This is a genomic window from Thioclava sp. PTB-PU3-1 (genome assembly GCF_055666785.1).
In genome coordinates this window covers 22,106-42,885 of record NZ_JBVNVL010000003.1, presented here as the reverse complement: position 1 = coordinate 42,885, position 20,780 = coordinate 22,106, and the positions used below count along the sequence as shown (strand labels likewise).

22 protein-coding genes are annotated in these 20,780 nt (G+C 64.3%); 9 read left to right on the top strand and 13 right to left on the bottom strand.

Annotated elements, in window-relative coordinates; translation table 11 throughout:
- Positions 1-50: 50 nt before the first annotated feature.
- Positions 51-248, bottom strand: coding sequence for a CsbD family protein (locus ACZ7GB_RS09900; protein ID WP_078522745.1), 198 nt, complete (start codon positions 246-248; stop codon positions 51-53).
- A 158-nt stretch (positions 249-406) separates the two neighbouring features.
- On the opposite strand from ACZ7GB_RS09900, the gene ACZ7GB_RS09895 reads away from it, so the two are divergent.
- Positions 407-1,468, top strand: a complete 1,062-nt coding sequence (locus ACZ7GB_RS09895; protein ID WP_078522746.1) for an AI-2E family transporter — start codon at positions 407-409, stop codon at positions 1,466-1,468.
- Between the two features lie 55 nt (positions 1,469-1,523).
- On the opposite strand, the gene ACZ7GB_RS09890 is transcribed toward ACZ7GB_RS09895, so the two are convergent.
- The 4 genes from ACZ7GB_RS09890 to ACZ7GB_RS09875 form a co-directional block, all read right to left on the bottom strand.
- A complete protein-coding gene (locus tag ACZ7GB_RS09890) occupies positions 1,524-3,017 on the bottom strand; it encodes a hypothetical protein (protein ID WP_472158512.1) in 1,494 nt (497 codons plus the stop codon).
- Between the two features lie 140 nt (positions 3,018-3,157).
- On the bottom strand, positions 3,158-5,008 hold the full coding sequence (locus ACZ7GB_RS09885; RefSeq protein WP_472158511.1) for a histidine kinase dimerization/phosphoacceptor domain -containing protein: 1,851 nt from the start codon (positions 5,006-5,008) through the stop codon (positions 3,158-3,160).
- Positions 5,005-5,595 carry an RNA polymerase sigma factor gene (locus tag ACZ7GB_RS09880; RefSeq protein ID WP_078522749.1) on the bottom strand — a complete coding sequence of 197 codons (591 nt, stop codon included), beginning with the start codon at positions 5,593-5,595 and terminating at the stop codon, positions 5,005-5,007. The genes ACZ7GB_RS09885 and ACZ7GB_RS09880 overlap by 4 nt, the downstream gene beginning before the upstream one ends.
- Positions 5,592-5,738: a NepR family anti-sigma factor gene (locus tag ACZ7GB_RS09875; RefSeq protein ID WP_078522790.1), complete on the bottom strand. Its 147-nt coding sequence runs from the start codon at positions 5,736-5,738 to the stop codon at positions 5,592-5,594. Before ACZ7GB_RS09875 ends, ACZ7GB_RS09880 begins: the two co-directional genes overlap by 4 nt.
- Positions 5,739-5,835: 97 nt before the next feature.
- On the opposite strand from ACZ7GB_RS09875, the gene ACZ7GB_RS09870 reads away from it, so the two are divergent.
- Positions 5,836-6,633 carry a response regulator gene (locus tag ACZ7GB_RS09870; RefSeq protein WP_078522750.1) on the top strand — a complete coding sequence of 266 codons (798 nt, stop codon included), beginning with the start codon at positions 5,836-5,838 and terminating at the stop codon, positions 6,631-6,633.
- Positions 6,634-6,727: 94 nt separating this feature from the next.
- Here ACZ7GB_RS09870 and ACZ7GB_RS09865 read toward each other — a convergent pair whose 3' ends face one another.
- Together ACZ7GB_RS09865 and ACZ7GB_RS09860 are read right to left on the bottom strand one after the other, a co-directional pair.
- The gene (locus ACZ7GB_RS09865; protein WP_472158509.1) at positions 6,728-8,626 is read right to left on the bottom strand and encodes a glycoside hydrolase family 15 protein; all 1,899 of its coding nucleotides are present in this window, start codon (positions 8,624-8,626) and stop codon (positions 6,728-6,730) included.
- Between the two features lie 170 nt (positions 8,627-8,796).
- Entirely contained in the window at positions 8,797-9,501 is a 705-nt protein-coding gene (locus ACZ7GB_RS09860) for a GntR family transcriptional regulator (RefSeq protein ID WP_472158508.1), read from the bottom strand.
- A 367-nt stretch (positions 9,502-9,868) separates the two neighbouring features.
- Between ACZ7GB_RS09860 and ehuB the strand changes: the two genes are divergently transcribed.
- The 7 genes from ehuB to ACZ7GB_RS09825 all read left to right on the top strand — a co-directional run bounded on the left by ehuB (position 9,869) and on the right by ACZ7GB_RS09825 (position 15,973).
- Positions 9,869-10,711, top strand: a complete 843-nt coding sequence (gene ehuB / locus ACZ7GB_RS09855; protein WP_078551091.1) for an ectoine/hydroxyectoine ABC transporter substrate-binding protein EhuB — start codon at positions 9,869-9,871, stop codon at positions 10,709-10,711.
- Positions 10,712-10,787: 76 nt separating this feature from the next.
- Complete coding sequence (gene ehuC, locus ACZ7GB_RS09850; protein WP_472158506.1) at positions 10,788-11,453, top strand: ectoine/hydroxyectoine ABC transporter permease subunit EhuC; 666 nt, start codon at positions 10,788-10,790, stop codon at positions 11,451-11,453.
- Between the two features lie 3 nt (positions 11,454-11,456).
- Entirely contained in the window at positions 11,457-12,128 is a 672-nt protein-coding gene (ehuD, locus tag ACZ7GB_RS09845) for an ectoine/hydroxyectoine ABC transporter permease subunit EhuD (RefSeq protein WP_078541419.1), read from the top strand.
- Complete coding sequence (gene ehuA / locus ACZ7GB_RS09840) at positions 12,128-12,943, top strand: ectoine/hydroxyectoine ABC transporter ATP-binding protein EhuA (RefSeq protein ID WP_078522757.1); 816 nt, start codon at positions 12,128-12,130, stop codon at positions 12,941-12,943. The genes ehuD and ehuA overlap by 1 nt, the downstream gene beginning before the upstream one ends.
- A gap of 102 nt (positions 12,944-13,045) precedes the next feature.
- Positions 13,046-14,092: a pyridoxal-phosphate dependent enzyme gene (locus tag ACZ7GB_RS09835; RefSeq protein ID WP_472158505.1), complete on the top strand. Its 1,047-nt coding sequence runs from the start codon at positions 13,046-13,048 to the stop codon at positions 14,090-14,092.
- On the top strand, positions 14,085-15,260 hold the full coding sequence (locus ACZ7GB_RS09830) for a M24 family metallopeptidase (RefSeq protein WP_472158503.1): 1,176 nt from the start codon (positions 14,085-14,087) through the stop codon (positions 15,258-15,260). Before ACZ7GB_RS09835 ends, ACZ7GB_RS09830 begins: the two co-directional genes overlap by 8 nt.
- Complete coding sequence (locus ACZ7GB_RS09825) at positions 15,260-15,973, top strand: maleate cis-trans isomerase family protein (protein ID WP_472158502.1); 714 nt, start codon at positions 15,260-15,262, stop codon at positions 15,971-15,973. Before ACZ7GB_RS09830 ends, ACZ7GB_RS09825 begins: the two co-directional genes overlap by 1 nt.
- Before the next feature lie 43 nt (positions 15,974-16,016).
- On the opposite strand, the gene ACZ7GB_RS09820 is transcribed toward ACZ7GB_RS09825, so the two are convergent.
- The 6 genes from ACZ7GB_RS09820 to ACZ7GB_RS09795 all read right to left on the bottom strand — a co-directional run bounded on the left by ACZ7GB_RS09820 (position 16,017) and on the right by ACZ7GB_RS09795 (position 20,772).
- Entirely contained in the window at positions 16,017-16,181 is a 165-nt protein-coding gene (locus ACZ7GB_RS09820; RefSeq protein ID WP_143595195.1) for a peptidase M23, read from the bottom strand.
- Complete coding sequence (locus tag ACZ7GB_RS09815) at positions 16,178-16,666, bottom strand: hypothetical protein (RefSeq protein WP_078551097.1); 489 nt, start codon at positions 16,664-16,666, stop codon at positions 16,178-16,180. Before ACZ7GB_RS09815 ends, ACZ7GB_RS09820 begins: the two co-directional genes overlap by 4 nt.
- Positions 16,667-16,669: 3 nt before the next feature.
- Complete coding sequence (locus ACZ7GB_RS09810; RefSeq protein WP_146673635.1) at positions 16,670-17,944, bottom strand: agmatinase family protein; 1,275 nt, start codon at positions 17,942-17,944, stop codon at positions 16,670-16,672.
- A 103-nt stretch (positions 17,945-18,047) separates the two neighbouring features.
- Positions 18,048-18,839, bottom strand: a complete 792-nt coding sequence (locus ACZ7GB_RS09805; protein WP_472158500.1) for an ABC transporter ATP-binding protein — start codon at positions 18,837-18,839, stop codon at positions 18,048-18,050.
- Positions 18,836-19,648 carry an ABC transporter permease gene (locus ACZ7GB_RS09800; RefSeq protein ID WP_078522763.1) on the bottom strand — a complete coding sequence of 271 codons (813 nt, stop codon included), beginning with the start codon at positions 19,646-19,648 and terminating at the stop codon, positions 18,836-18,838. Before ACZ7GB_RS09800 ends, ACZ7GB_RS09805 begins: the two co-directional genes overlap by 4 nt.
- 56 nt (positions 19,649-19,704) lie before the next feature.
- Entirely contained in the window at positions 19,705-20,772 is a 1,068-nt protein-coding gene (locus ACZ7GB_RS09795; RefSeq protein ID WP_472158498.1) for a putative urea ABC transporter substrate-binding protein, read from the bottom strand.
- Positions 20,773-20,780: the final 8 nt, after the last annotated feature.

Sequence of the window (20,780 nt, the reverse complement as noted above, 5' to 3'; positions counted from 1 at the left end):
CGACGCCGGTTTATGCTGTTTTACGCGGGAATAGGGTCTAATTCCGAAGATCAGACCGAGCTCGACCAGGTGTCGACTTCGCGCTCGGCGTCCTCTTTCGTCTTGCCGTATTTCTTCTGGATCAGGCCGACCATCTGCTCGCGATGGCCTGCGGCCTCCTCAAGTTCGTCGTCGGTCAACTCGCCCCAGTTCTCGCGGGCCTTGCCCTTCATTTCTTTCCAGCTGCCTTTAATCTGATCCCAATTCATGGCGTCACTCCTTTCAAGATGAAGACGCGGGTCTCGGCGTCGTCCATCAACGTTTCGCCGGGGGCGATGTTCCTGTGTGTGAGGGCGCAAAAACTCGGGAACTGCGGGGGCTCCAGCGGCGTTAGCTCGCGAAACCCAAGAGGGAAGTAATTCTCGAAATGCATCGCCTGGAGACCCTGTCGCGCATCGCCATGATCGCGATCGCTGTAATCGCTGTCGTGGCTGCGCTTAGCCAGGTGGAAAGCTTGCTCGCCCCCGTCGTGCTCGCGCTCGTCGTTGGGATCGTGCTTTCACCAATTTCCGATGCATGGGAGAAAAGAGGTCTGTCGCCTGTCTGGGGGGCACTTACCTCGCTCGTTATTTCTCTGATGATCGCCGTGCTGCTGGTTCTCGTGATCCAGCCGGTGATCGCGGAGCTGATGCGTCAAGCGCCGAAGGTGATGGACGACATGCGTTCCACCATCATTCATATGCGCCACATGTTCCAAGGCATTCAGGACGCCTCGAAGGAGGTGAGCGATGCGATCACGCCGGCAAAGGATGCCGCGCAGGATGGCGGTGGCAATGGCGACAAGAGCGCCGTGCCGGACGCCAAGGATCTCGTCATGCTCGCTCCGGCCATCATTGCGCAGGGGCTGATCTATATCGGGGCGCTGTTCTTCTTCCAGCTCTCGCGGACCGAGATTTACAACTGGATCGCGAAGCATCTCGCGGAGCCGGCGAGCCGCGGAGCCACCGCTGCACGGCTGCGCAAGGCGGAGACCCGGGTGTCGCGCTATTTCCTCACCATCACGGTGGTGAATGGCGGGCTCGGGCTGGCGGTGGGCGTCGCGATGCAGCTGATCGGGCTGCCGAATGCGCCGCTCTGGGGGCTGGTGGCCTTCCTGATCAACTACATCCTGTATCTCGGCCCCGCGGCGCTGATCATCGCGCTGGGCTTCGCAGGCGTGGCGACGTTCGACGGGATCCGGGTGATCCTGCCGCCGCTGATCTACGTCATGCTCAACGCGACCGAGGCGCAATTCGTGACCCCGGCCGCGATCGGGCGGCAGATGCGGCTCAATCCGCTTCTGGTCTTCCTGTCGCTGACCTTCGGGATCTGGCTCTGGGGGCCGCTGGGCGGGATCGTGGCGATTCCGCTGCTGCTCTGGGCGTTGGTGCTGACCGACAGCCTGCCGGATCCGAAATCCGAGGCGGAGCAGAAGCTCGAAACCAACTGAGCCGACGCGGCCCGCCCCAGATGAGGCAACGTCGCCCGCGATCCGCCAGTGCGGATCAGACCATCTCTTCGGGAATGAATGGCAGCTTGCGCGCAATTTTGCGCGCGGCTTCCATGTCGTAGGGGAGCACGAAGCCTTCCCGGTCCTCGGGGGCTTTGGTGCCGTTCTCGCGTGCGAGTTCGGTCCAGGCCGAGACTGCGCGAGTCGGGTCGAAGAACGCCTCTTCGGGCGCAGGCGGCAGCCAATGGCGCATCAGGCGACGGCGCATGGCCGGGATCCCGTCATTGCGGCGCAGATAGACGCCCGCCTCGCTGTCCCAGTGCAGCGACCGGCCGTTGAGGTTCGCGGAGGTGATCAGCGCCGCGTCCTCGTCGAAGATCGAGACTTTCGCATGGACGTAGATCAGCGGCGCGCCACCGGTGCGCATCGCCCCGTCATCGTCGGGAGCGGCGAGGCGCGGCTCCGCCGGGCAGCCGATGAACAGGCGGCTGCCGAAGGCTTCCCGGATCGTATCCAGCGCGCGGACCTGAAGATACTCGCCATAGCGCACGTCGCTGGTCGGGCGGTCGGCCAGCATCAGCGTCTCGGGCACGGCGGGCAGCATCAGGATCAGGTTGAGATTGGGGTTCTCGCGCGCGGCGCGGGCCAGATGATTTGCGAGGTTGCGCGAGCGGAAGAACTGGCTTTCGAGATAGATCAGCTTCTGCGCGCGCGCGATCAGCATCTCATGCGCGTTCTCGATCTCGGTCCGATAGAGCTTCGGCCCGATCCGGAAGGTCGCGAATTTGCGCCGCTGCGAAATCGTGCGGAGCAGGCGACGCGGCGGCTTTGCCAGCTTTTCGCCGGCGCAGCTTTCGTGGAAGGTCTCCAGATGGGCCTTCGCCTCGGCGACCACGGGGCCGGTCATCATCAGCTGCACATCGTGCCAAGTCATCTCGCCGTCGCGCTCGTGCACGGGCGTGTCGAAGCGGCGATTGTCGAGATCCAGCCCGCCGATATAGAGCTTCTTGTCGTCGAACACGGCGAGCTTCTGGTGATGCGTCGCCGGGAACAGTTTCGGCGGCGCGCCGCGGAACTTGCGGCGGATTTTGTTATCCGATCCGGCCTTGAGATATTCCCGCAGCCCCGGCATGTCGCGCATCGCCGTCAGCCGCTTGGCCTCGTCCATCCCGTTGAGCCAGCTCGCGTGGTTGCCGAGCTTGTAATAGACATAGGGCCAGAAGATCGTGCGCGGCAGGATGCCCGATTGCGCCGGGTGCATCAGCGCGCGCAGTCGCAGATTGGCGTTCGGCCCGGCCAGTTCGCGCGCGGCGCAGAACATGCGGATCGACGACCACGTCATGCGATGCAGCTCGGGCTTGGCGCAGGGGTCGAAGTCGGTCAGGTCGATCTGCATCGCCACGCCACGTTTCAGCAGGTGGATGATCAGGTCGAACCAAGTCGCACCGATGGCGCGCCCGCGATCCGATTTCAGCTTCGTGTTGAGGTCGAAGACGCGGAAGGAGCCGTGGATAGAATGACGCGAGTCGAGGAAAGCATCCTCGAGCACAGGGTAAGCCTCGGCTGCTGTCAAAAGCAGTCTTACGCGGCTCTCGGCGTGAACTCCGGCTTGTTTAAGACGTTCCATGCGGCTCGTTTTTTCTGAACGGCCGCGAAGGTGACCAGAGGTCGCCGCGGCAGGTATCTCACTCAATTGCTCTCTTCAGAAACTGTTTCGTGTTTCCGAGATTTCAAGCGCTCTTCGTGACGCAATTCGCTCTCGACCAGGGGGCGCAATGTGAAGTCCGCATTGAGCAGGTACTCGTCGTCTGTGGTCTCGATCTCGATCGTGCCGGAGAGCTGTTGCACGAAGGCGTTGACCAGTTGCGATCCCAGCCCGGTGCCGTCCACAGCCTCCAGCGGCGGGGCGTCCTTATCGACGGTGTTGCGCACGCTGAGACGCGCCTGCATCCCTTCGAGCTTGGTAAGCGAGATATCGAGTTTCGGTTCGCCATCGCGGGCGGAGGCGTATTTCATCGCGTTGGTCATAGCTTCGGTCAGTAGAAGCGAGAGCGGCACGGCCTGATCGGGCGTCAAGTGAATGTCGTCGATATGGCAGTCGACCGAGACATGGCGGCCCGGCCCAGTCGCGAGACGGGTGATCTGGCGCACGATATCGGGCAGCAGCTCCTGCGCGCGGATATCGGTGAGCCCGGAGGTCTGGTAGAGGCCGCGGTGGATCGTCGCCAGCGAGATGACCCGCTCCTGCAGCGATTTCATCAGCCCCTTGGCTTCGGGCGTGCGCGCCTGCCGCATCTGCATATTGATGATCGAGGCGATGAGCTGGAGGTTGTTCTTCACCCGGTGGTGGACCTCGCGGAGCAGCACTTCCTTGTGGTGCACCATGTCTTCGAGTTCGGCCTCGTCGTGCAGGATGGTCTCGGTCATCCGGTCGTAGGCTTCGGCGAGGTCGCGGATTTCCGAGGGGGCCGTCGAGAGGTTGAGATTGCCCACGATCCGGCTGCCGGTGGCGAAGCTGGTGATCGCGCCCGACAGTTTGCGGACATGGCCGATGACCAGTTTCTGCATCGCGAAATAGGCGACCAGAAGGCTCGCCATCCACATCAGCGCGGGGAACAGCACCGGCGATATATCGGCGAAGGGGCTCAGCGCGGAGGCGGCCTGCGCGGGCCAGCTACCGAGTGCATAGAGTTGGTCGGGGACGAGTTCGACGACGGAGTAGACCCGCTCTATGCCGCGATTGGAATCCCCCGAGAAGGTCACCGCGCCATTGCCCGCCAGCAGTTTCAGCGAGCGATCCACGGGCAGGTGCGACTGCGTGTTCGCCAGCCCGTCCGAGGAGGTCAGGATCGTGCCCTCGCGGTCGAACGTCATGATCACCAGCGGTCGGTCATCGGCGAGCTTCGGCCCGTCTTTCGCCAGCGAAAGCGAGGAGTGGCTCATCGAGATCGCGATGATCCCGATATGATCGCCCGCCGCGTTATAGACGGGATGGGCCACGCCCAGCACCGAGGTGCCCGACACCGGCGCATCGCGATTGACGTAGAAGCTGGTGCGATCCGCGGTCATCATCCTCTCGAAGATGTCCTGACCTTTGAAATCGTAATTCTTGCCGGAGTTCGAGCAGCTCATCTTGCCGCTGTCGGGAATGAAAGCGACCAGCGAGAACTCGGGGAAAGCGCCCGAGATCTGCCGCATCCAGTTCGAGCAGGCCTCGTCACTACCCACGAGCGGTTGGACGGTGCTGGCAAGGACGCGGGCTGCATCCTGCGCGTGCTGGATCACCCGCGTCTCGCCTGCGACGGCGCGCATCGTCTCGCCCATCAGGGCAGCCTCGGAGCGCGCCTGCGCTTCGCGAACGACCGAGGTCGATTGCAGCACGGCGATGATCAGCAGGGGAAAGAGCGCGACGGCCAGCATGAAGGCCAGACGCACGCCAAGCCCGTCAAAAAAGGGAATGACGCCCCGTTTCCGAGCTTGAAACGGGGCGTGGTCACTGTAGTGCTCGTCGTCTGCCGCTTTCGCGGCTTCCGAATTCATGCGGCGGCAACTCCGGATTTGCCCATCACGGCCAGCGAATTTCGATCCGAGCCGGACAGAATGTCTTCACCTTCTTCCAGCCCGAGCATCTCCGCAAGCCGGGCGCGGGCTCGGTTGGCACGACTTTTCACCGTCCCGACTGCGACGCCCATCATTCCGGCGGCTTCCTCGTAGGAGAAGCCCGACGCGCCGACGAGGGTCAGAACCTCGCGATGTTCGGGGCTGAGCTGATCGAAGGCCACGACGAAATCGTTCATCGCGAGACGTCCGTCATGCGCAGGTTTCTCGTAGAGCGAAGCCGCGTGGATACCCTCGGGGTCTGCAACCTCGCGCTTACGCTTTCGGCGGTCCGAGTAGAAGGTATTGCGCAGGATCGTGAACAGCCATGCACGCAGGTTCGTGCCGCGCTCAAATTTCTCGATATTCGACCACGCCTTGACGATCGTGTCCTGCACGAGGTCGTCGGCAGAGGCCGAATTCCGGGTCAGCGACAGGGCGAAGGCGCGCAGAGCCCCGAGATGATCGGGCAGTTCCTCACGCGGATCGCGGGCTTCGGTAGACGAGTTGGCTTTGGAGGACGAAGTCATTTTTCGCCCTCCTTCGCCTTGAGTTGCGCCAGCAAGTCTTTGAACCGATCTGGCACTTCTTCCTGAAGCGCCTCCTCATAAACCTTCTTCAGGTTTTGATTGATCTGGTCCCTGATACTGGACTTAGGCTTTTCGTCTGCCATATCACTATACATCCGGTTTCGATCCCACTCATTTTGCACGGAACCGAACGCGGGGCCAGAGAGTTTGGTTCCCGAAAAAACGCAAAAGGGGGTTTTCATGTCCGAAGACATCGCCGGCACCATCGGAGCCAACCTGCCGTATCTGCGGCGCTACGCCCGAGCCCTTACCGGCAGCCAGGACAGCGGCGACAGATACGCCGCGGCTACGCTCGAGGCCATACTCGAAGACACGACGCCTTTCGAGAATAACGATCCGAAGCTCGCATTGTTCCACGCCTTCCATCTGGTCTGGGCCTCCGCGGGCGCACCGCTGGGCGAGCCGGACAACCGGCTGTCGGCACGCGCGCAGGATCACATGTCGACGCTGACGCCGAACACGCGTGAGGCGCTTCTGCTGCACTCGATCGAAGGGTTCCGCGTCGAGGAGATCGGCACGATCATGCAGGTCGACACCGACGAGGCGAAGGAACTGATCGACATCGCGATCCGCGAGATGGAAACCTCCGTCGCGGGCAAGGTGATGATCATCGAGGACGAGGCGATCATCGCGATGGATATTCGTGCCATCGTCGAGGATATGGGTCACCAGATCACCGGTATCGCCCGGACCCGGACCGAAGCGGTGGAGCTTGCTTCGACCGACAAGCCCGACCTGATCCTTGCCGACATTCAGTTGGCGGATAATTCCTCGGGTATCGACGCGGTGAACGACATTCTCGCGCAGTTCGGCAACGAGCTGCCCGTGGTCTTCATCACGGCCTTCCCGGAGCGTCTGCTGACCGGCGAGCGGCCTGAACCCGCCTTCCTGATCACCAAGCCCTATACCGAGAGCCAGGTGCAATCGGCGGTGAGCCAGGCCATGTTCTTCTCCTCCACGGAGACGCTTGCGGCGTAACGGCGGGATCACGCGAAACACAGGAAAAAGGCGGCTCCGGGGATCGGGGCTGCCTTTTTTCACATGCGGGTCGCGCGGTTTTTTTTGAAGACGGTCAGCCCTTCACCGCGCCCCGATAGGCGGTGATCGCCGCGATCATCCCGGCATGGGACAGGCCTTGCGGGAAATTCCCCAACTGCGCGCCAGTCTCAGGGTCGTGTTCCTCGGACATCAGGCCAAGATCGGTCGTGGCGTGCAGCATCCCCTCGATCTGGGTCTTCGCATCGTCGAGCCGTCCGGCCCGCACGAGGTAATCGGCGGCCCAGAAGCCGCAGGCGTTGAAGTGCCCCTCGACGCCGGGAAGCCCGTCTTCCCGCAGGTCGTAGCGCTGCAGATGGACGCCCGAGCCCAGCCGCTCGCGGATCGCGGTGTAGGTCGCGGCCATCTTCGGATCGTCGGCGGCGATCACCCCGATGCGCGGCATCAGCAGGACGCTCGCATCGAGCCAGTCCTCGCCAATCGCGCCGGTGAAGGCGCCGATCTGCTCGTTCCACGCCTCTTCCCGGATCAGTGCCTCAATCGCGGCGCGCTCGGCTTTCCAGAGCTTTGTGTCGGCGTCGATCACACCGCGTTCGACCAGCGCGATCACCGCGTTCAGCGCGCCCCAGCACATCGCCTTGGAATAGGTGTGATGGCGGCGCGGGTCGGGCATTTCCCAGATCCCGTTATCGGGCCGGGTCCATTGCGAGACCACGACATCGGCGAAATTCGCAAGCCGGATACCTTCGCCGGGATGCAATTCGCCGCCCGCTTCGACATAGGCGCGCGCGGCCATGATCATCGAGCCGTACGCATCGAGTTGCAGTTGCGTCGCAGCGCCGTTGCCCAATTGCACCGGGGCCGAGCGGCGGTAGCCTTCGACCGTCTGCAGTTTCTGCAGGGATACGTCACTGTCGCCCCGCACCGTGTAGAGCGTGCCCAGCTCTGGCGCCGTTTCGCGCGTGGCCGCCATCAGCCAGCGGAAGAACGCGTCGGCCTCTCCGGTCAGGCCCTGATCGAGAAAGGCGTGCAGCACGAAATACGCATCGCGCAGCCAGCAATAGCGATAGTCGTAATTGCGGATGCCGCCGATCACCTCCGGCAGGCCCATCGTCGGCGCGGCGATCACGGCGCCGGTGGGGGCGTGGATCAGCAGCTGCAGCGCCATCAGCGAGCGTTTGAGCGCCCCGGAGAAAGGCCCGTCGCCGAAATCCGTCTTGGACTGCCGCTTGCGCCATGCCTCGCGGGTCGCGGCGAGCGCCTTGTGGGCCGCGCCCATTCCCCCCACGTGGCCGTGGCCGCCTTGGGTGATCGTGAGGGTGACGTAGCCTTCTTCTCCGACGGCGAGCGTGCCGCGCCCGTTGAGCCGGCCCGAGCCTTCGATCTCCAACTCGATGGAGCTGTCGATCAGGACGATGTCGCCGTCTTGCGTGAATTGCCAGCTGCCCGGGCCGCGGCGGATGAAATTGGGGGTGTTCAGCGCGTAGTCGCAGCGTGGGGCGATGCAGATTTCGACCTCGGCTTCGCCCCCCTGAGCCTCTAACAGCCGCACGACCGAGCGTCCGAAGCTCGCCGCCTCTTCGAGCGAGTCCGGGAGGTTCATGAAGTCGGTGACTTTGAGTTGGCCGCCCTCGGTCGGGTGGGTCGTGGTCAGGATCGGGCCGTGGTCTTCATAGGCACGTTTCGCCGCGCTTGGACGGCCTGCTTCGGGCACCGGACCGACGTAGAATGTCCCGCCGCGAAACTGGTCGAGCAGCCGCCCGAAGACCGGATCGCCGTCGAAATCAGGCCCGCAGAGCCAGTCGATCGCGCCGTCGCGGGCCACCAGCGCCGCCGTGCGCGTGTCCCCGATCACCGCGTAATCGCCAATCGGGAGATAGCCGCGCCGCCCTTCCAGAAAGCGCAGCGGCGGGCTGTCCGGATCGGGCGTGGTCTTCGCGGATCGGTCGGCGGAAGGGTGAGTGAGATCGGTCATGGAATGCATGTCCTTCGTCGCATCTCCGGGCATCGCCCCCGGAGACAATCACATCCCTCTCAGTGATCGAACGGACTCGCCGCGCCGCAGTTCCTTGAACAAACCGTGTGCGTTCGAGAGCCGCGCGCGGGGTAAACCCGGTCGCGGAGGCTGCGGCCTCCAGTCGTCCGCTAGGGCGCTTTGATCAGGACGGGCATCCGCGCGAAGCTCATGGAGATATGGCCGCGCCGCATATGGCCGAGCGCATCGAGATCGCCGAGCCGCAAGGCGCGCAGGATGTCGCGCAGCTCGTCATTGTAGATCTCGATCTCCTGCATCAGGTCGATCTGCGAGGCGGTGACCTGCTGCAGCCAGATCCGGGCCGTGCGGAAATACAGCGCCTCCGACATTTCCCTCAGCGGCGCATTTGCGGTCAGGTCCAGCAGGCAGAGGAAGGTATCGCGGTCCAGCTCGGCGAAAGCGCGGGCGGTGGGTGCATCGACAAGGGCGCGGCCGCGTTCCTGCAGCCTGACGAAAGACGCGATCAGTGCGGCGCTTGGCGGCACCGGGTCGAGCGTGGTCTGCAGCACCGTGAGTTCGCGCCGCAGCCGAAAGACCTGAGCCAGTTCGGTGTAATCGACATCGGTGACGAACGTGCCGACCCCATGCATCGAGCGCAGCAACCCGTCATCCTCGAGCCGCGCCAACACCCGGCGCAGCGGTGTCCGCGAGATGCCGAATTCGGACGCCAGCGCGGTTTCCGACAGGCGCATGCCGGGCGGGTAGTCGAGCAGGCAGATGCGGCTACGGATTTCGGCATGGATGAGATCCAAGCGGTCGCGGCCACGCAGACGTTCCGGTTCGGTTTGCCGAGGGATCAGGGGTATCTCGTTCATCGGGTTTTGTTGTCTCTTCGCGCGAAGGCCATGATCGGCGGCGGCGGCGCGCAGGTCAATCTGCTTCGTATCAGCTGCCCAAGGTGGATTTTGTCCGCACATACGGAGTTTCATTGCGTGGCGTAAACCGCGCGAGGCGGCAGTGAGGGCCGGCGCAGGTGCAGATGCGCGCCGCTTCCCTCCTCAAAGCTCCGGCATTGGTACACAACATATGCGCGCAGCCCACTTCGAGCACACGATATCTGTCTGGCAACCCTGTATAATCAATGTGATCTGCTTGACACTCCCCGGAATCTCATAGGTGTTGTGTACATCAAGCGCGGAAGGCTTTCGGCTTTCCGTTAACAAGAGCCAACAGGAGAGACGCATGAAATCGATTTGGAAATCTGTCGCCGCTGCCGGTATGGGCCTCGCGATGAGCGCCACCGCCGCACTGGCCGGACCCCTGATGGACCGTATCAACTCGGGCGAGCCGATCCGCATCGGCTTTGCGAACGAAGTTCCGTGGGCCTATCCGGGCGAAGACAACAAGCCGCTGGGCTTCGTGAACGCCTATGTTCTGGGTGTGCTCCACGAGATGGGCTATGACAACATCACCCCCGTCGTGACCGATTGGGGCGGGCTGATCCCGGGCCTCAACGCGAACCGCTTCGACATGGTCACGGGCGGTCTCTACATCCTCAACTCGCGCTGCCAGAACGTCGCGTTCTCGGAGCCGATGGCGAAGGTGGGCGATGCGTTCATCGTGCCGAAGGGCAACCCGAAGGACCTGAACAACTACGAGCAGGTCGCCAAGGCTGGCGCGACCTTCGTGACGGGTGCGGGCTACAACCAGGTGGAATCCGCAGCCAAGGGCGGCATCGAAGACAGCAATGTCATGACCGTGCCGGGTCCGACCGAAATCCTCGCCGCCGTGAAAGCGGGTCGTGCGGATGCAGGTGGCGTGACCTACTTCACCGCGCAGAACCTCGCCAAGCAATCGGACGGTTCGGTTGAAGTGTCGGACGTGAGCCAGCTTCCCGAATGGACCCAGAACTGGGTCGGCATCGGCTTCCGCAAGGCGGATCAGGACTTCGTCGACAAGTTTAACGAAGCTCAGAAGAAGTATCTCGGTTCGGACGCGATGATGAAAGCGGTCGGCGAGTACGGCTACTCGAAAGGCAACCTGCCGGGCGACAAGACCGCCGCAGAAGTCTGCGAGATGCGCTAAGCGCAGCTGCTGAAGACATGGACGGGCCAGCGCATGGCCCGTCCATTTTGACATTCACCGCCGGGGCGGGACGGGAATGAGTTACATAGAATTTTTGAAAGAATACGGGCCGCGCTTCTGGGACGGCACGCTCGTGACGGCGGGGCAGTTCTTCCTGGCCTCCGCTCTGGCGATCGTCATCGCGCTTATTGCCGGGCTTATGAAGCTTTCGCGCAACGGGCTGATCCGGGGCATCGCCGTCGTCTATATCGAAATTTTCCGCGGCACCTCACTGCTGGTCCAGCTGTACTGGATTTTCTTCGTGCTGCCGTTGTTCGGACTGACGCTGCCGAAATTCACCGCGGGTTTCGTCGCGGTGGGGATGAACCTCGGGGCCTACGGCGCCGAGCTGGTGCGCGGTGGCATCCAGTCCGTGCCGAAGGGGCAATGGGAGGCGGCCTATGCGCTGTCGATGAGCCCGATGAGGCGGATGTGGCGGATCATCCTGCCGCAGGCTTTCGTCAACATGCTGCCGCCTTGGGGCAACCTGCTGATCGAACTGCTGAAGAACACCGCGCTGGTTGCGCTGATCTCCGTGTCGGACCTGATGTTCGAGGCGAAGCAGATCAACGGCTCCACCTTCCTGTCGGCGCAGACCTTCGGGACGGCGCTGATCGTCTACTACGTCTTCGCGCGCTTCATCGTGACGCCGTTCATGCGCTGGCTGGAGCTGGTCATGCGGCGCAAGCTGGGGAGGGCCTGATCCATGGGGTTCAACTGGAACTGGGAATTCACCTGGGAAATTCTGCCCAAGCTGATGCATGCGACGCTCAATACGCTGATGGCAGCGGGCTTCGGCTATGCCATCGCGGTGGTGCTGGGCATGGTCTTCGCGCTGGCCCAACGCACGCCCTACTGGGTGCTGACCAAGGTCGTGCGCGAATTCATCGAGTTCATCCGCTCGACGCCTCTGATCCTGCAGATCTTCTTCGTCTATTACGTCGGCCCGCAATTCGGTCTGAAGCTGGGGCCGTGGACGGCGGGCATGATCGCGATCGGGCTGCACTATTCGGCCTATCTGTCGGAGGTCTATCGCGGCGGTCTCGACGCGGTGCCGAAAGGCCAATGGGAGGCCTGCACCGCGCTCAACATGTCGACCCGCGATACCTATTGGCGCATCGTGATCCCGCAGGCCATTCCGCCCGCGCTGGCGGGGATGGGCAATTACCTCGTGGGGATCTTCAAGGATACGCCGATGCTCTCGGTGATCGGGGTGGCAGAACTGATGCACACCGCGAATGCGATCGGCTCGTCGAGCTATCGCTATCTCGAACCCTATACGCTGGTGGGGATCATCTTCCTCGCCATCTCGCTTCCCACCGCTGCCCTGATCCGCGTCTTCGAGGATCGCGTGCGGCGTAAACTCGGATTGAAATGATGGAAGACCTTTCGAACTATCCGCTCGAACTGACGGGCGACAATGTGCCGATGGTGCGGTTCCTGAAAGTCACCAAGCGCTATGGCGATCTGGTGGTGCTCGACCAGCTCGATCTCGACGTGGCCGAGGGGGAAATGGTCACGATCATCGGCCCCTCCGGCTCGGGCAAGACGACCGTGCTGCGGATGCTGATGACGCTCGAGACGATCAACGAGGGCGTGATCTACGTGGACGGCAAGCCGCTGACTCATATGGAGAAAAACGGCAAGTTGGTGCCCGCGGACCGCAAATATCTGCGCAAGGCCCGCAGTCAGATCGGCATGTGCTTCCAGCATTTCAACCTCTTCCCGCATATGACCGCGCTGGAGAATTGCATGGAAGGCCCCGTGCAGGTGCTGGGCATGAAGAAGGCCGAGGCGCGTGAGCGGGCCGAGGAACTGCTGGAGCTTGTGGGCATGTCCGACAAGCGCGACCAACACCCCTCGCGGCTTTCCGGCGGTCAGCAGCAGCGCGTCGCGATCGCGCGCGCGCTGGCGATGCGCCCCAAGGTGATGCTGTTCGACGAGGTGACCTCCGCGCTCGACCCGGAGGTGATCGGCGAGGTGACCAACGTGATCCGGTCGCTCGTGGAGAAGCACAATCTGACGATGCTGATGGTGACGCACCAGATGGGCTTCGCGAAGGACATCTCGGACCGGGTCTGCTTCTTCTTCGACGGTAAGATCGAAGAGCAGGGCGCCCCCGAGGATCTGTTCGGCAACCCGCAGAAAGAGCGTACGCAGCAATTCCTCTCGGCGGTGAAAGAGGCCGACTGACGCGCCTCACGGTGTCGCGCAATGGCCTGTCTGAAAAGGTCATTGCGTGCGCGGACGTCTCGTTGCCTTATGGGCCTGCTTCCATCGCAGCGAGGGTCCGAAATGCCGATCATCATAGACAATCCCTCGCGCGGTGACGGGCTCGATCCGGAGGGCATCCAGCCCATCGCGGATGCCTCGGGCGTGGCCCGCCTGCTTGCCCAATGTCCGGCACATCGCGAAACCCCGCTGCGCGAGTCGCCCGAGATTGCGGAGCGCGCCGGGGTCGGCGAGGTCTGGATCAAGGACGAGCGCGAGCGCATGGGGCTGGGCAGCTTCAAGGCGCTGGGCGCGGTCCATGCGATCGCGCGGGAAGCGGCGGCGCGGGCCGAGGGTGGTGACCTGCAAACGGCCCTCTCCGGTGAGACCTATGTCGCGGCCAGTGCAGGCAACCACGGCCTCTCGGTCGCGGCGGGCGCGCGGATTTTCGGCGCCCGCGCGGTCATCTATCTCGCCGAGACCGTGCCCGCCGCCTTCGCCGCGCGGTTGGAGGCATGCGGGGCCGAGGTCGTGCGGGCTGGCGCGGAGTATCAAGCTAGCATGGAGGCCGCCGAGACAGCCGCCGCGGAGAATGGCTGGACGCTTCTGTCGGACAGCTCGTGGGAGGGCTATGTCGACCTGCCGCTGCGGGTGATGGAGGGCTACACCCAGCTTGCCGCCGAGGCCGTCGCGCAGATCGACGCGCCGCCGACGCATATTCTTTTGCAGGCCGGGGTGGGGGGGCTCGCGGCAGCCGTCGCGGCCCATGCGCGGCTGGCTTGGGGCGACGGGCCTGAGATCATCGTGGTCGAACCCGATGCGGCGCCCGCGCTGATCGAGAGCATTCGCGCAGGCCATCTGGTGAGCACGGAAGGGCCGGTCTCGGCAATGGGGCGGCTCGATTGCAAGACGCCTTCGATGGTGGCGCTGGCGGGTCTGTCGCGCGACGCGGATCGCTTCGCCACGATTACCGAAGCCGAGGCGCAGTCCGGCGTCGATATCCTCGCAGCGCACGGGCTGGCCACGACGCCTTCGGGCGGGGCAGGGCTGGCGGCTCTGCTTGCCGGACTGTCGCTGGGCCCCGAAGCGCGCGTGCTGGCGATCCTCAGCGAAGGCCCGGAGAATGGCTGAGCGCTCGCTCATCTTCCCGGCGGAGGAGTTTCGCGCCCGCGTCGGCCGCCTACAGGCCGAGATGAGCGAACGGGGGCTGGATGCGCTGTTCCTGACCTCGGCTGCGGATATCTTCTACGTCACGGGCTTCCTGACCCGGTTCTGGGAAAGCCCGGCGCGCCCGTGGTTCGTGATCGTTCCGGCCAGCGGGGCGCCGGTCGCGGTGATCCCCTCCATCGGGGCGGAACTGATGGGCCGCACATGGATGGCGCAGGTCCGCACTTGGGAGGCGCCCGATCCGACGGATGACGGCGTGAGCCTGCTTGCCGAGACGCTCTGCGAGCTGCTGCCCGAGAGCGCGCGGATCGGGGTGCCGATGGGGTTGGAGACGCATCTGCGGATGCCGCTCGCGGATTACGCGCGGCTCGGGGAGCGTATCGCGCCGCGGCGTTTCATCGACGGCACCGCCGCGATCCAGCGGGTGCGCGAGATCAAGAGCGCGGCGGAGATCGAGAAGATCCGCACGGCATGCGCCATCGCGGGCCGTGCCTTCGCGCGGGTGCCGGAATTCGCGGGGCCGGGGCGTCCGCTCGACGGGATTTTCCGCGCCTTCCAGTCCGCGCTTCTGGAGGAGGGGGCGGACTGGGTCAGCTATGTCGCCGGGGCGGCAGGGCCGTCGGGCTATGACGATGTGATCTCGCCCGCCGGGCCCGAGCCGCTGCAGACGGGCGATGTGCTGATGCTGGATACCGGCGCGGTGCGCGACGGGTATTTCTGCGACTTCGATCGCAATTTCTCCGTTGGCCCGGTGTCCGTTCCGGTGCGGCGCACCCATGCCGCGCTCTGGGAAGTGACCGAGGCGGTGAAGGCCGACCTGCGCCCCGGGATGCGGGCGCATGATGCGCATCGTCTGGTGGTCGAGGGGCTCGCGGCGCGCGGTGTCGCGGCGGGTGGTGGGCGTCTGGGCCACGGGCTGGGGATCACGCTGACGGAATGGCCCTCCTTCACCCCGCGCGACGACACGGAGCTGCGCGAGGGCATGGTGCTGACGCTGGAACCCGGTGCGTGGGTCGAGACTGCGCAGGGTCCGCGCCGCCTGTTGGTCCATGAGGAAAACATCGTCCTGCGCGCGACCGGGGCGGAGTTGCTGTCGCCGCGCGCCCCCGAAACCCTGCCGGAGCTGAGCTGATGGCTGATTTCCCCTATCGTCTTCGCGACGACGCCACGCCCACGATGGGGCTGATCGTTCTGCGCGTGGACGAGACTATCGAGGACGAATTCCGCCGCTACATCCTGCCGGGCGACGCGCGGATGCATGTCACGCGCGTCCATTCGGGCGATGACCTGACCCCGTCGAGCATCGCCGAGATGGAGCGCGCTTTGAGCGGGGCGGCGGCGCTTCTGCCGCCTGCGGCGAAGTTCGACGTGGTGGGCTATGGCTGCACCTCGGGCGCGGCGCTGATCGGGCCGGATGAGGTGCGGGCGAATGTCATGGCGGGCGTCACGACGCGGCATGTGACCGATCCGCTGAGCGCCGCGCTGGCTGCGATTTCCGATCTGGGGATGGAGCGGGTGGGCATCGTCTCGCCCTATGTCGCCTCGGTCGCGGAGCCTTTGCGGGCGGCCTTTGTCGCCGCGGGGATCACCGTCCCCGCGACGCTGTCTTTCGGTGAGGAGGTCGAGGCGCGGGTGGCGCGGATCGACCCGGCTTCGATCGCGGAAGCCGCGCGGAGCCTAGCGGGGCAGGCCAAGCTGGACGGGATTTTCCTGTCCTGCACCAACCTGCGTACGCGGCGGATTTTGCCGGAGCTGAAAGCGGAGCTCGGGATGCCGGTGCTCAGCTCAAATCAGGCGCTGGCCTGGCATATGCGCAAGCTCGCGGGGCTCGGGGAGCCGGAGTGAACAAGGCGCCCGTCGGGGCGCCTTGTAAGGTCGTTTCGAAAAATCAGCGGCGCGATCTGACGAATTCGACGATACCATAGACCGCGAGGGCGGCGACGCCGACGATCAGCATCGGCTCGACACCGTGGGTATGGAATTGCGTGCCGGAATGCGCGAGGGCCGGGCTGGCGAGCGTTGCGCCCAGAAGCGTTGCGAAGCTGGTCTTCATTGGTCGATCTCTTTCTTGCGTTGAGTCAGGAAGTCGCGGATGTCGAGCACGGATTTCTCGTCCATCGATACGTAGATCAGCGACATGTTGGTGCGTTCGCGGACCATCTCGCCCGGGAACGGAAGGTAGGACAGTTCGCGCGAACCGAAGGAGGGCGAGGCGGTGCCCACCTGCCATTCGGTTTTGAGCTCCACATCCACGAGTTTCAGCGATTTCGGCCCCGTGGACGAAGGACGCTCGAAGGGGACGCCCGCGAGCTTGAGATAGCTCGTCTTGTCGGAAGCCTGCATGAAGCCGTCGATGAACTGGGTGGCCAGAACCTGCAGGTCCGCCGCCTCGTCCTCATGATGCATGTGGCTGTGCAGATGCTCGCCATGGGCGTGGTTGTGACCATGCCCGTGATGCGCGTGGTCATGGGAATGCCCGTGGCTGTGCCCGTGATCGTGGTGGTGATGGTGCCCGTGGGGGGCGTGATCATGCGGCATGGCTCAGCCCACCTTATGCGGTTCGGAATTCGACCAGCGCTTGCCCTCGAATTCGCCATGCGGCAGCGAGACGGGCTTGTCGATATGCTTGCGATGCGCGCCCAGCTTGCCATTGGCGACCAGCGAGCCCAGCACGTCCACGATCACCCGCGTGCCCATAAGCGCGGTGATGTCGGACACGTCATAGGGCGGCGCGACCTCGACCAGTTCCATCCCGCAGATGCCTTCGGCGGCGATGCCGGAGGCCAGCGCCAGCGCCTCGCGGGGCAGGAAGCCGCCCGGTTCGGGCCAGCCGGTGCCGGGCACGAAGCCGCAGTCGATGGAGTCGATATCGAAGGACATGTAGACCATGTCGACCCCGTCCCACGCCATCTCCAGCGCCATCTCGATCGTCTTGTCGATGCCCATCTTCTCCATGTCGCCCATGGTGATGATGTTGGTCTCACGCTCGCGCGCGACCTTCACCGCCTCGCGCGGGACCTGCCAGCCGCCGATGCCGATCTGCACGAGGTTCTTCGCGGGCACGTTGGGCAGGTTGGTCGAGTGGAACCACGGCGTGGTGTGCATCCGCTCGTCGAGGTCTTTTTCCTGAATGTCGGCATGGCGGTCGAAATGGACGATGCCGATCTTCTTCGAGGTGCATTCCGCGATACCGCGCACACAAGGGAAGCCGATCGAGTGGTCGCCCCCGATCATGATCGGGAGCGAGCCCGAGGAGAAGACGTGGCTGACCGCGCGGCTGATCTGGTCGAAGCTCTTCTCGATATTCGCCGGGATGGTGAACACGTCGCCCGCATCGCAGAGCGTCATCTGCTCGCGCAGGTCGACGCCGATTTCGTAGTTGTACGGCGTGTAGAGCGCGGAGATCTTGCGCACGCCCTGCGGCCCGAAGCGGGTGCCCGCGCGATAGGTGGTGCCGCCGTCGAAGGGGATGCCCAGCACGGTCGCGTCGTAGTGCGAGACCTCCAGCACGTCCTCGGCATAGGGCGCCTTCAGGAAAGTGTTGATGCCCGCGTAATGGGGCAGCTCGCCGCGTGCGAAGGTCGGGATCGACTTGTCCTCGATGCTGTCCGCGCCGGTCAGACCCATGCGCAGCGCCCAGCGGCGTTCCTCATCCCAGCGGCCCTCGGGGAGTTCCGCCTCTTTGCGCATCGCCTTCCAGCCGGCGAGCTTGGTCAGGTCCGGGTGGTGCTGGCGGCGCTCGCGCAGGGCATGCGCCGCGATGGCTGCTTGCGGGTGGTGCGGGCGCGATCGCCCGCCTGGCAGATCATGGAACATCTCTGTCTCCAATCTATCGAAGCCCCGGATCGGGGCAGGCTGTCTGGACCTTGGCGGCGGCCCGCGCGCGGGGCCCAGCGGCGCGCGCGGTGAAACTTTGATCTCAGTCCGGCGCGGGTGCAGGGTCGCTTTGCGCGGCCAGAGAGGGGATCTTGTCGAGGATGTGCTGATACGGAATGCCGTGATCGCGGGCGTCGAAATCATAGGTGATCGTCGCACCGTAGCGTTCGGGATAATCCGGATCCCAGCGGGTCTTGTCGAACACGAGAACGCGGTCGCCCAGTTTGAAGCCCTCGCCCAGATCATGGGTCACCATGAAGACGGTCATGCTGGTCTCAGCGCGCAGCTGCGTCAGAAATTCGTGCATCGAAAGTCGCGTGCCCGGGTCGAGCGCGCCGAAGGGCTCGTCGAGCAGCAGGATGCGGGGCCGCGCGTGCAGCGCCTGTCCGATGGCGAGGCGTTGCTGCATCCCGCCCGACAGCGTCGAGGGGTAGTTCTTCGCCACATGCGCGAGCCCAATCCGCTCGAGAACCTCATCGGCGCGCGCCCGGGCCTCGCGCAGTTTCGCGCCACGAAACCAGCCCCAGCCGTTCGGGAAACTCTCGGCGGCGACGATGTTGTCGCGCACGGTCATATGCGGGAAGACCGAGTATTTCTGAAACACCACGCCGCGCTCGCGGCCCGGTTCGCGCGCGGGCCGACCGCCATCGACGGTGATGCGTCCGCGGGTGGGTGTCTCATCGGCCAAGAGCAGCCGCAGGAAGGTGGATTTGCCGCAGCCGGATGCGCCGACAATCGAGACGAACTCGCCCTCGGCCACGTCGAGATTGACGCGTTCGATGATCGGGCGGCCGTCGTATTCCTGGAAGACATCGCGGACGGTGACGAAGCTCATAGCCCACCTCCCAGCCACGGGAAGGCTTTGCGCGAGAGCGTCTTGAGCGCGAAGTCGATCAGGAAGGCCAGCAGCGTGATCCAGATGACGTAGGTCAGGATGATATCCATCGCGAGGTAACGCCGGACGAGGAAGATGCGGTAGCCAAGGCCGACCTCGGCCGCGACGGCTTCTGCGGCGATCAGGAACAGCCAAGCCGCGCCGAGTGACAGGCGGATGGCCGCGATCAGGCGCGGCAGGATTTGCGGCAGCACCACACGCAGCGCGATGACCCATGTGGAGGCGCCCAGCGTCTGCGCCTTCACGATCTCCTCGTGTGGAATGTCGAGCACCCGCTGCGAGAGATCGCGGATCAGGAAGGGCGTGATGCCGATGACGATCAGCACGATTTTCGAGGTCTCACCCAACCCGAAAACGATGAAGAGGATCGGCAGCAGCGCCAGCGGCGGCACCATCGAGAGCACCGCGACGAAGCTCGACAATCCGCGTCGCACGTAAGGCAGCAACCCGATCCCCACCCCGACCGTCAGCGAGATCAGTGCCCCGATGCCGACACCGAAGGCCAGACGCCGCAGGCTCGCGAAGGTATCGGCCCAGAGGAGGATCTCGCCGGTACGCTTGTTCGGTTCGGTGAACAGCCGCCCGGCGGTGTTCATGATGGTCTCGGGCGCGGGCAGAAGCTTGTCTTGCGGGTTCGCCGCAAGCCGGATTTCCGAGCCGATCCAATAGGCGATCAGCACCGCCACGAAGGGCAGCGCGGCCAGCAGGATGCCGGTGGGCCGGGTCGGATGTCGGTTGAGCAGACGCATGGGCGCTTTCGGCAATTGGCGGAAAAGGGCCCGGCCCGAAGGCCGGGCAAGTCAGATCAAAGCGCGCCGTCGGCCGCCATCTGCATGTAGGTCGTATCGAAGCGCAGCTTCACGTTGGCTTCGTCGCCCGTCACCGAGCCGTCGGGATATTCGACGCCCACGAAATCGGCCGAAGGCGCATCGACGCCAAGGATGCCCTTGTCGAACAGGAAGTTCGCGACCGTCGTCATGGTCTCGGGCATCTCGGCGCTCGAGGCCTGCTCGACCGCCTTGGCCGGATCGTAGAACATCGCCGTCGCGGCGAGCTGGGCCTTGTAGCCTTCCAGATCGGTGCCGGCGGCTTCGGCCATCGCGGTCAGGGCCTCTTCGTCGCCTGCGGCCATCTTCGACATGACCTCATACCAGGCGCCGACCACGGCCTTGCCGAAATCGGGATTGTCCTTGAGCGTCTCGGTATTCACCACCATCAGATCGAGGATCTCACCCGGGATCTGCGAGCTGTCGAACAGCTTGTTCGCATCCGGGTTGGTGTCGAGGATTTCCGACACCAACGGGTTCCACGTCACGACGGTCTCGACCTCGGGGGTCGCGAAGGCGGCGATCATGTCGGCGTCGGAGGTGTTCACCACGCCGGCCAGATCCTTCTCGGCCAGCCCGGCTTTATCGAGCGCGCGCGCCAGCAGGTAATGCGAGACCGACAGCTCGACGAGGTTCACCTTGGTGTCCTTCAGCTCCTCGATCGAGGTCGCTTTCTTCGAGATGATCGCGTCATTGCCGTCGGAATAGTCGCCGACGATCAGCGCGGTCGTGTCGACGCCGCCGCCCGACGGGATCGAGAGCGTGTCCATGTTCGTCGCGGAGACGCCATCGAAGCCGCCCGCGGTGTATTGGTTGATCGATTCCACGTAGTCGTTGATCTGAACGATATCGACGGTGATGCCGTATTTCTCGGCCCATTTGTCCATGATCCCCGAGCTGTCCAGATAGCCCCAGGGCATCCAGCCGGCATAGATCGACCATGCGAGTTTGAAATCGGTTTTCTGCTCGGCCATCGCGGGCGAGAGAGAGGCGGCGAGAACGCCCAAGCTGAGGGCCGTGGCGGACAGGAATTTCGTTCTGGTCATGGTCTTCC

Excerpts from the sequence above, each read along its gene's own strand:
- ACZ7GB_RS09870 (WP_078522750.1), top strand. The coding sequence starts at position 5,836 with ATGTCCGAAGACATCGCCGGCACCATCGGAGCCAACCTGCCGTATCTG.
- ACZ7GB_RS09900 (WP_078522745.1), bottom strand. The coding sequence starts at position 248 with ATGAATTGGGATCAGATTAAAGGCAGCTGGAAAGAAATGAAGGGCAAG.
- ACZ7GB_RS09820 (WP_143595195.1), bottom strand. The coding sequence starts at position 16,181 with ATGAAGACCAGCTTCGCAACGCTTCTGGGCGCAACGCTCGCCAGCCCG.
- ehuC (WP_472158506.1), top strand. The coding sequence starts at position 10,788 with ATGAGTTACATAGAATTTTTGAAAGAATACGGGCCGCGCTTCTGGGAC.
- ACZ7GB_RS09835 (WP_472158505.1), top strand. The coding sequence starts at position 13,046 with ATGCCGATCATCATAGACAATCCCTCGCGCGGTGACGGGCTCGATCCG.
- ACZ7GB_RS09880 (WP_078522749.1), bottom strand. The coding sequence starts at position 5,595 with ATGACTTCGTCCTCCAAAGCCAACTCGTCTACCGAAGCCCGCGATCCG.
- ACZ7GB_RS09815 (WP_078551097.1), bottom strand. The coding sequence starts at position 16,666 with ATGCCGCATGATCACGCCCCCCACGGGCACCATCACCACCACGATCAC.
- ACZ7GB_RS09830 (WP_472158503.1), top strand. The coding sequence starts at position 14,085 with ATGGCTGAGCGCTCGCTCATCTTCCCGGCGGAGGAGTTTCGCGCCCGC.
- ACZ7GB_RS09860 (WP_472158508.1), bottom strand. The coding sequence starts at position 9,501 with ATGAACGAGATACCCCTGATCCCTCGGCAAACCGAACCGGAACGTCTG.
- ACZ7GB_RS09885 (WP_472158511.1), bottom strand. The coding sequence starts at position 5,008 with ATGAATTCGGAAGCCGCGAAAGCGGCAGACGACGAGCACTACAGTGAC.
- ACZ7GB_RS09865 (WP_472158509.1), bottom strand. The coding sequence starts at position 8,626 with ATGACCGATCTCACTCACCCTTCCGCCGACCGATCCGCGAAGACCACG.
- ACZ7GB_RS09795 (WP_472158498.1), bottom strand. The coding sequence starts at position 20,772 with ATGACCAGAACGAAATTCCTGTCCGCCACGGCCCTCAGCTTGGGCGTT.
- ACZ7GB_RS09805 (WP_472158500.1), bottom strand. The coding sequence starts at position 18,839 with ATGAGCTTCGTCACCGTCCGCGATGTCTTCCAGGAATACGACGGCCGC.
- ACZ7GB_RS09810 (WP_146673635.1), bottom strand. The coding sequence starts at position 17,944 with ATGTTCCATGATCTGCCAGGCGGGCGATCGCGCCCGCACCACCCGCAA.
- ACZ7GB_RS09875 (WP_078522790.1), bottom strand. The coding sequence starts at position 5,738 with ATGGCAGACGAAAAGCCTAAGTCCAGTATCAGGGACCAGATCAATCAA.
- ACZ7GB_RS09825 (WP_472158502.1), top strand. The coding sequence starts at position 15,260 with ATGGCTGATTTCCCCTATCGTCTTCGCGACGACGCCACGCCCACGATG.
- ehuB (WP_078551091.1), top strand. The coding sequence starts at position 9,869 with ATGAAATCGATTTGGAAATCTGTCGCCGCTGCCGGTATGGGCCTCGCG.
- ACZ7GB_RS09800 (WP_078522763.1), bottom strand. The coding sequence starts at position 19,648 with ATGCGTCTGCTCAACCGACATCCGACCCGGCCCACCGGCATCCTGCTG.
- ACZ7GB_RS09895 (WP_078522746.1), top strand. The coding sequence starts at position 407 with ATGCATCGCCTGGAGACCCTGTCGCGCATCGCCATGATCGCGATCGCT.
- ehuA (WP_078522757.1), top strand. The coding sequence starts at position 12,128 with ATGGAAGACCTTTCGAACTATCCGCTCGAACTGACGGGCGACAATGTG.
- ehuD (WP_078541419.1), top strand. The coding sequence starts at position 11,457 with ATGGGGTTCAACTGGAACTGGGAATTCACCTGGGAAATTCTGCCCAAG.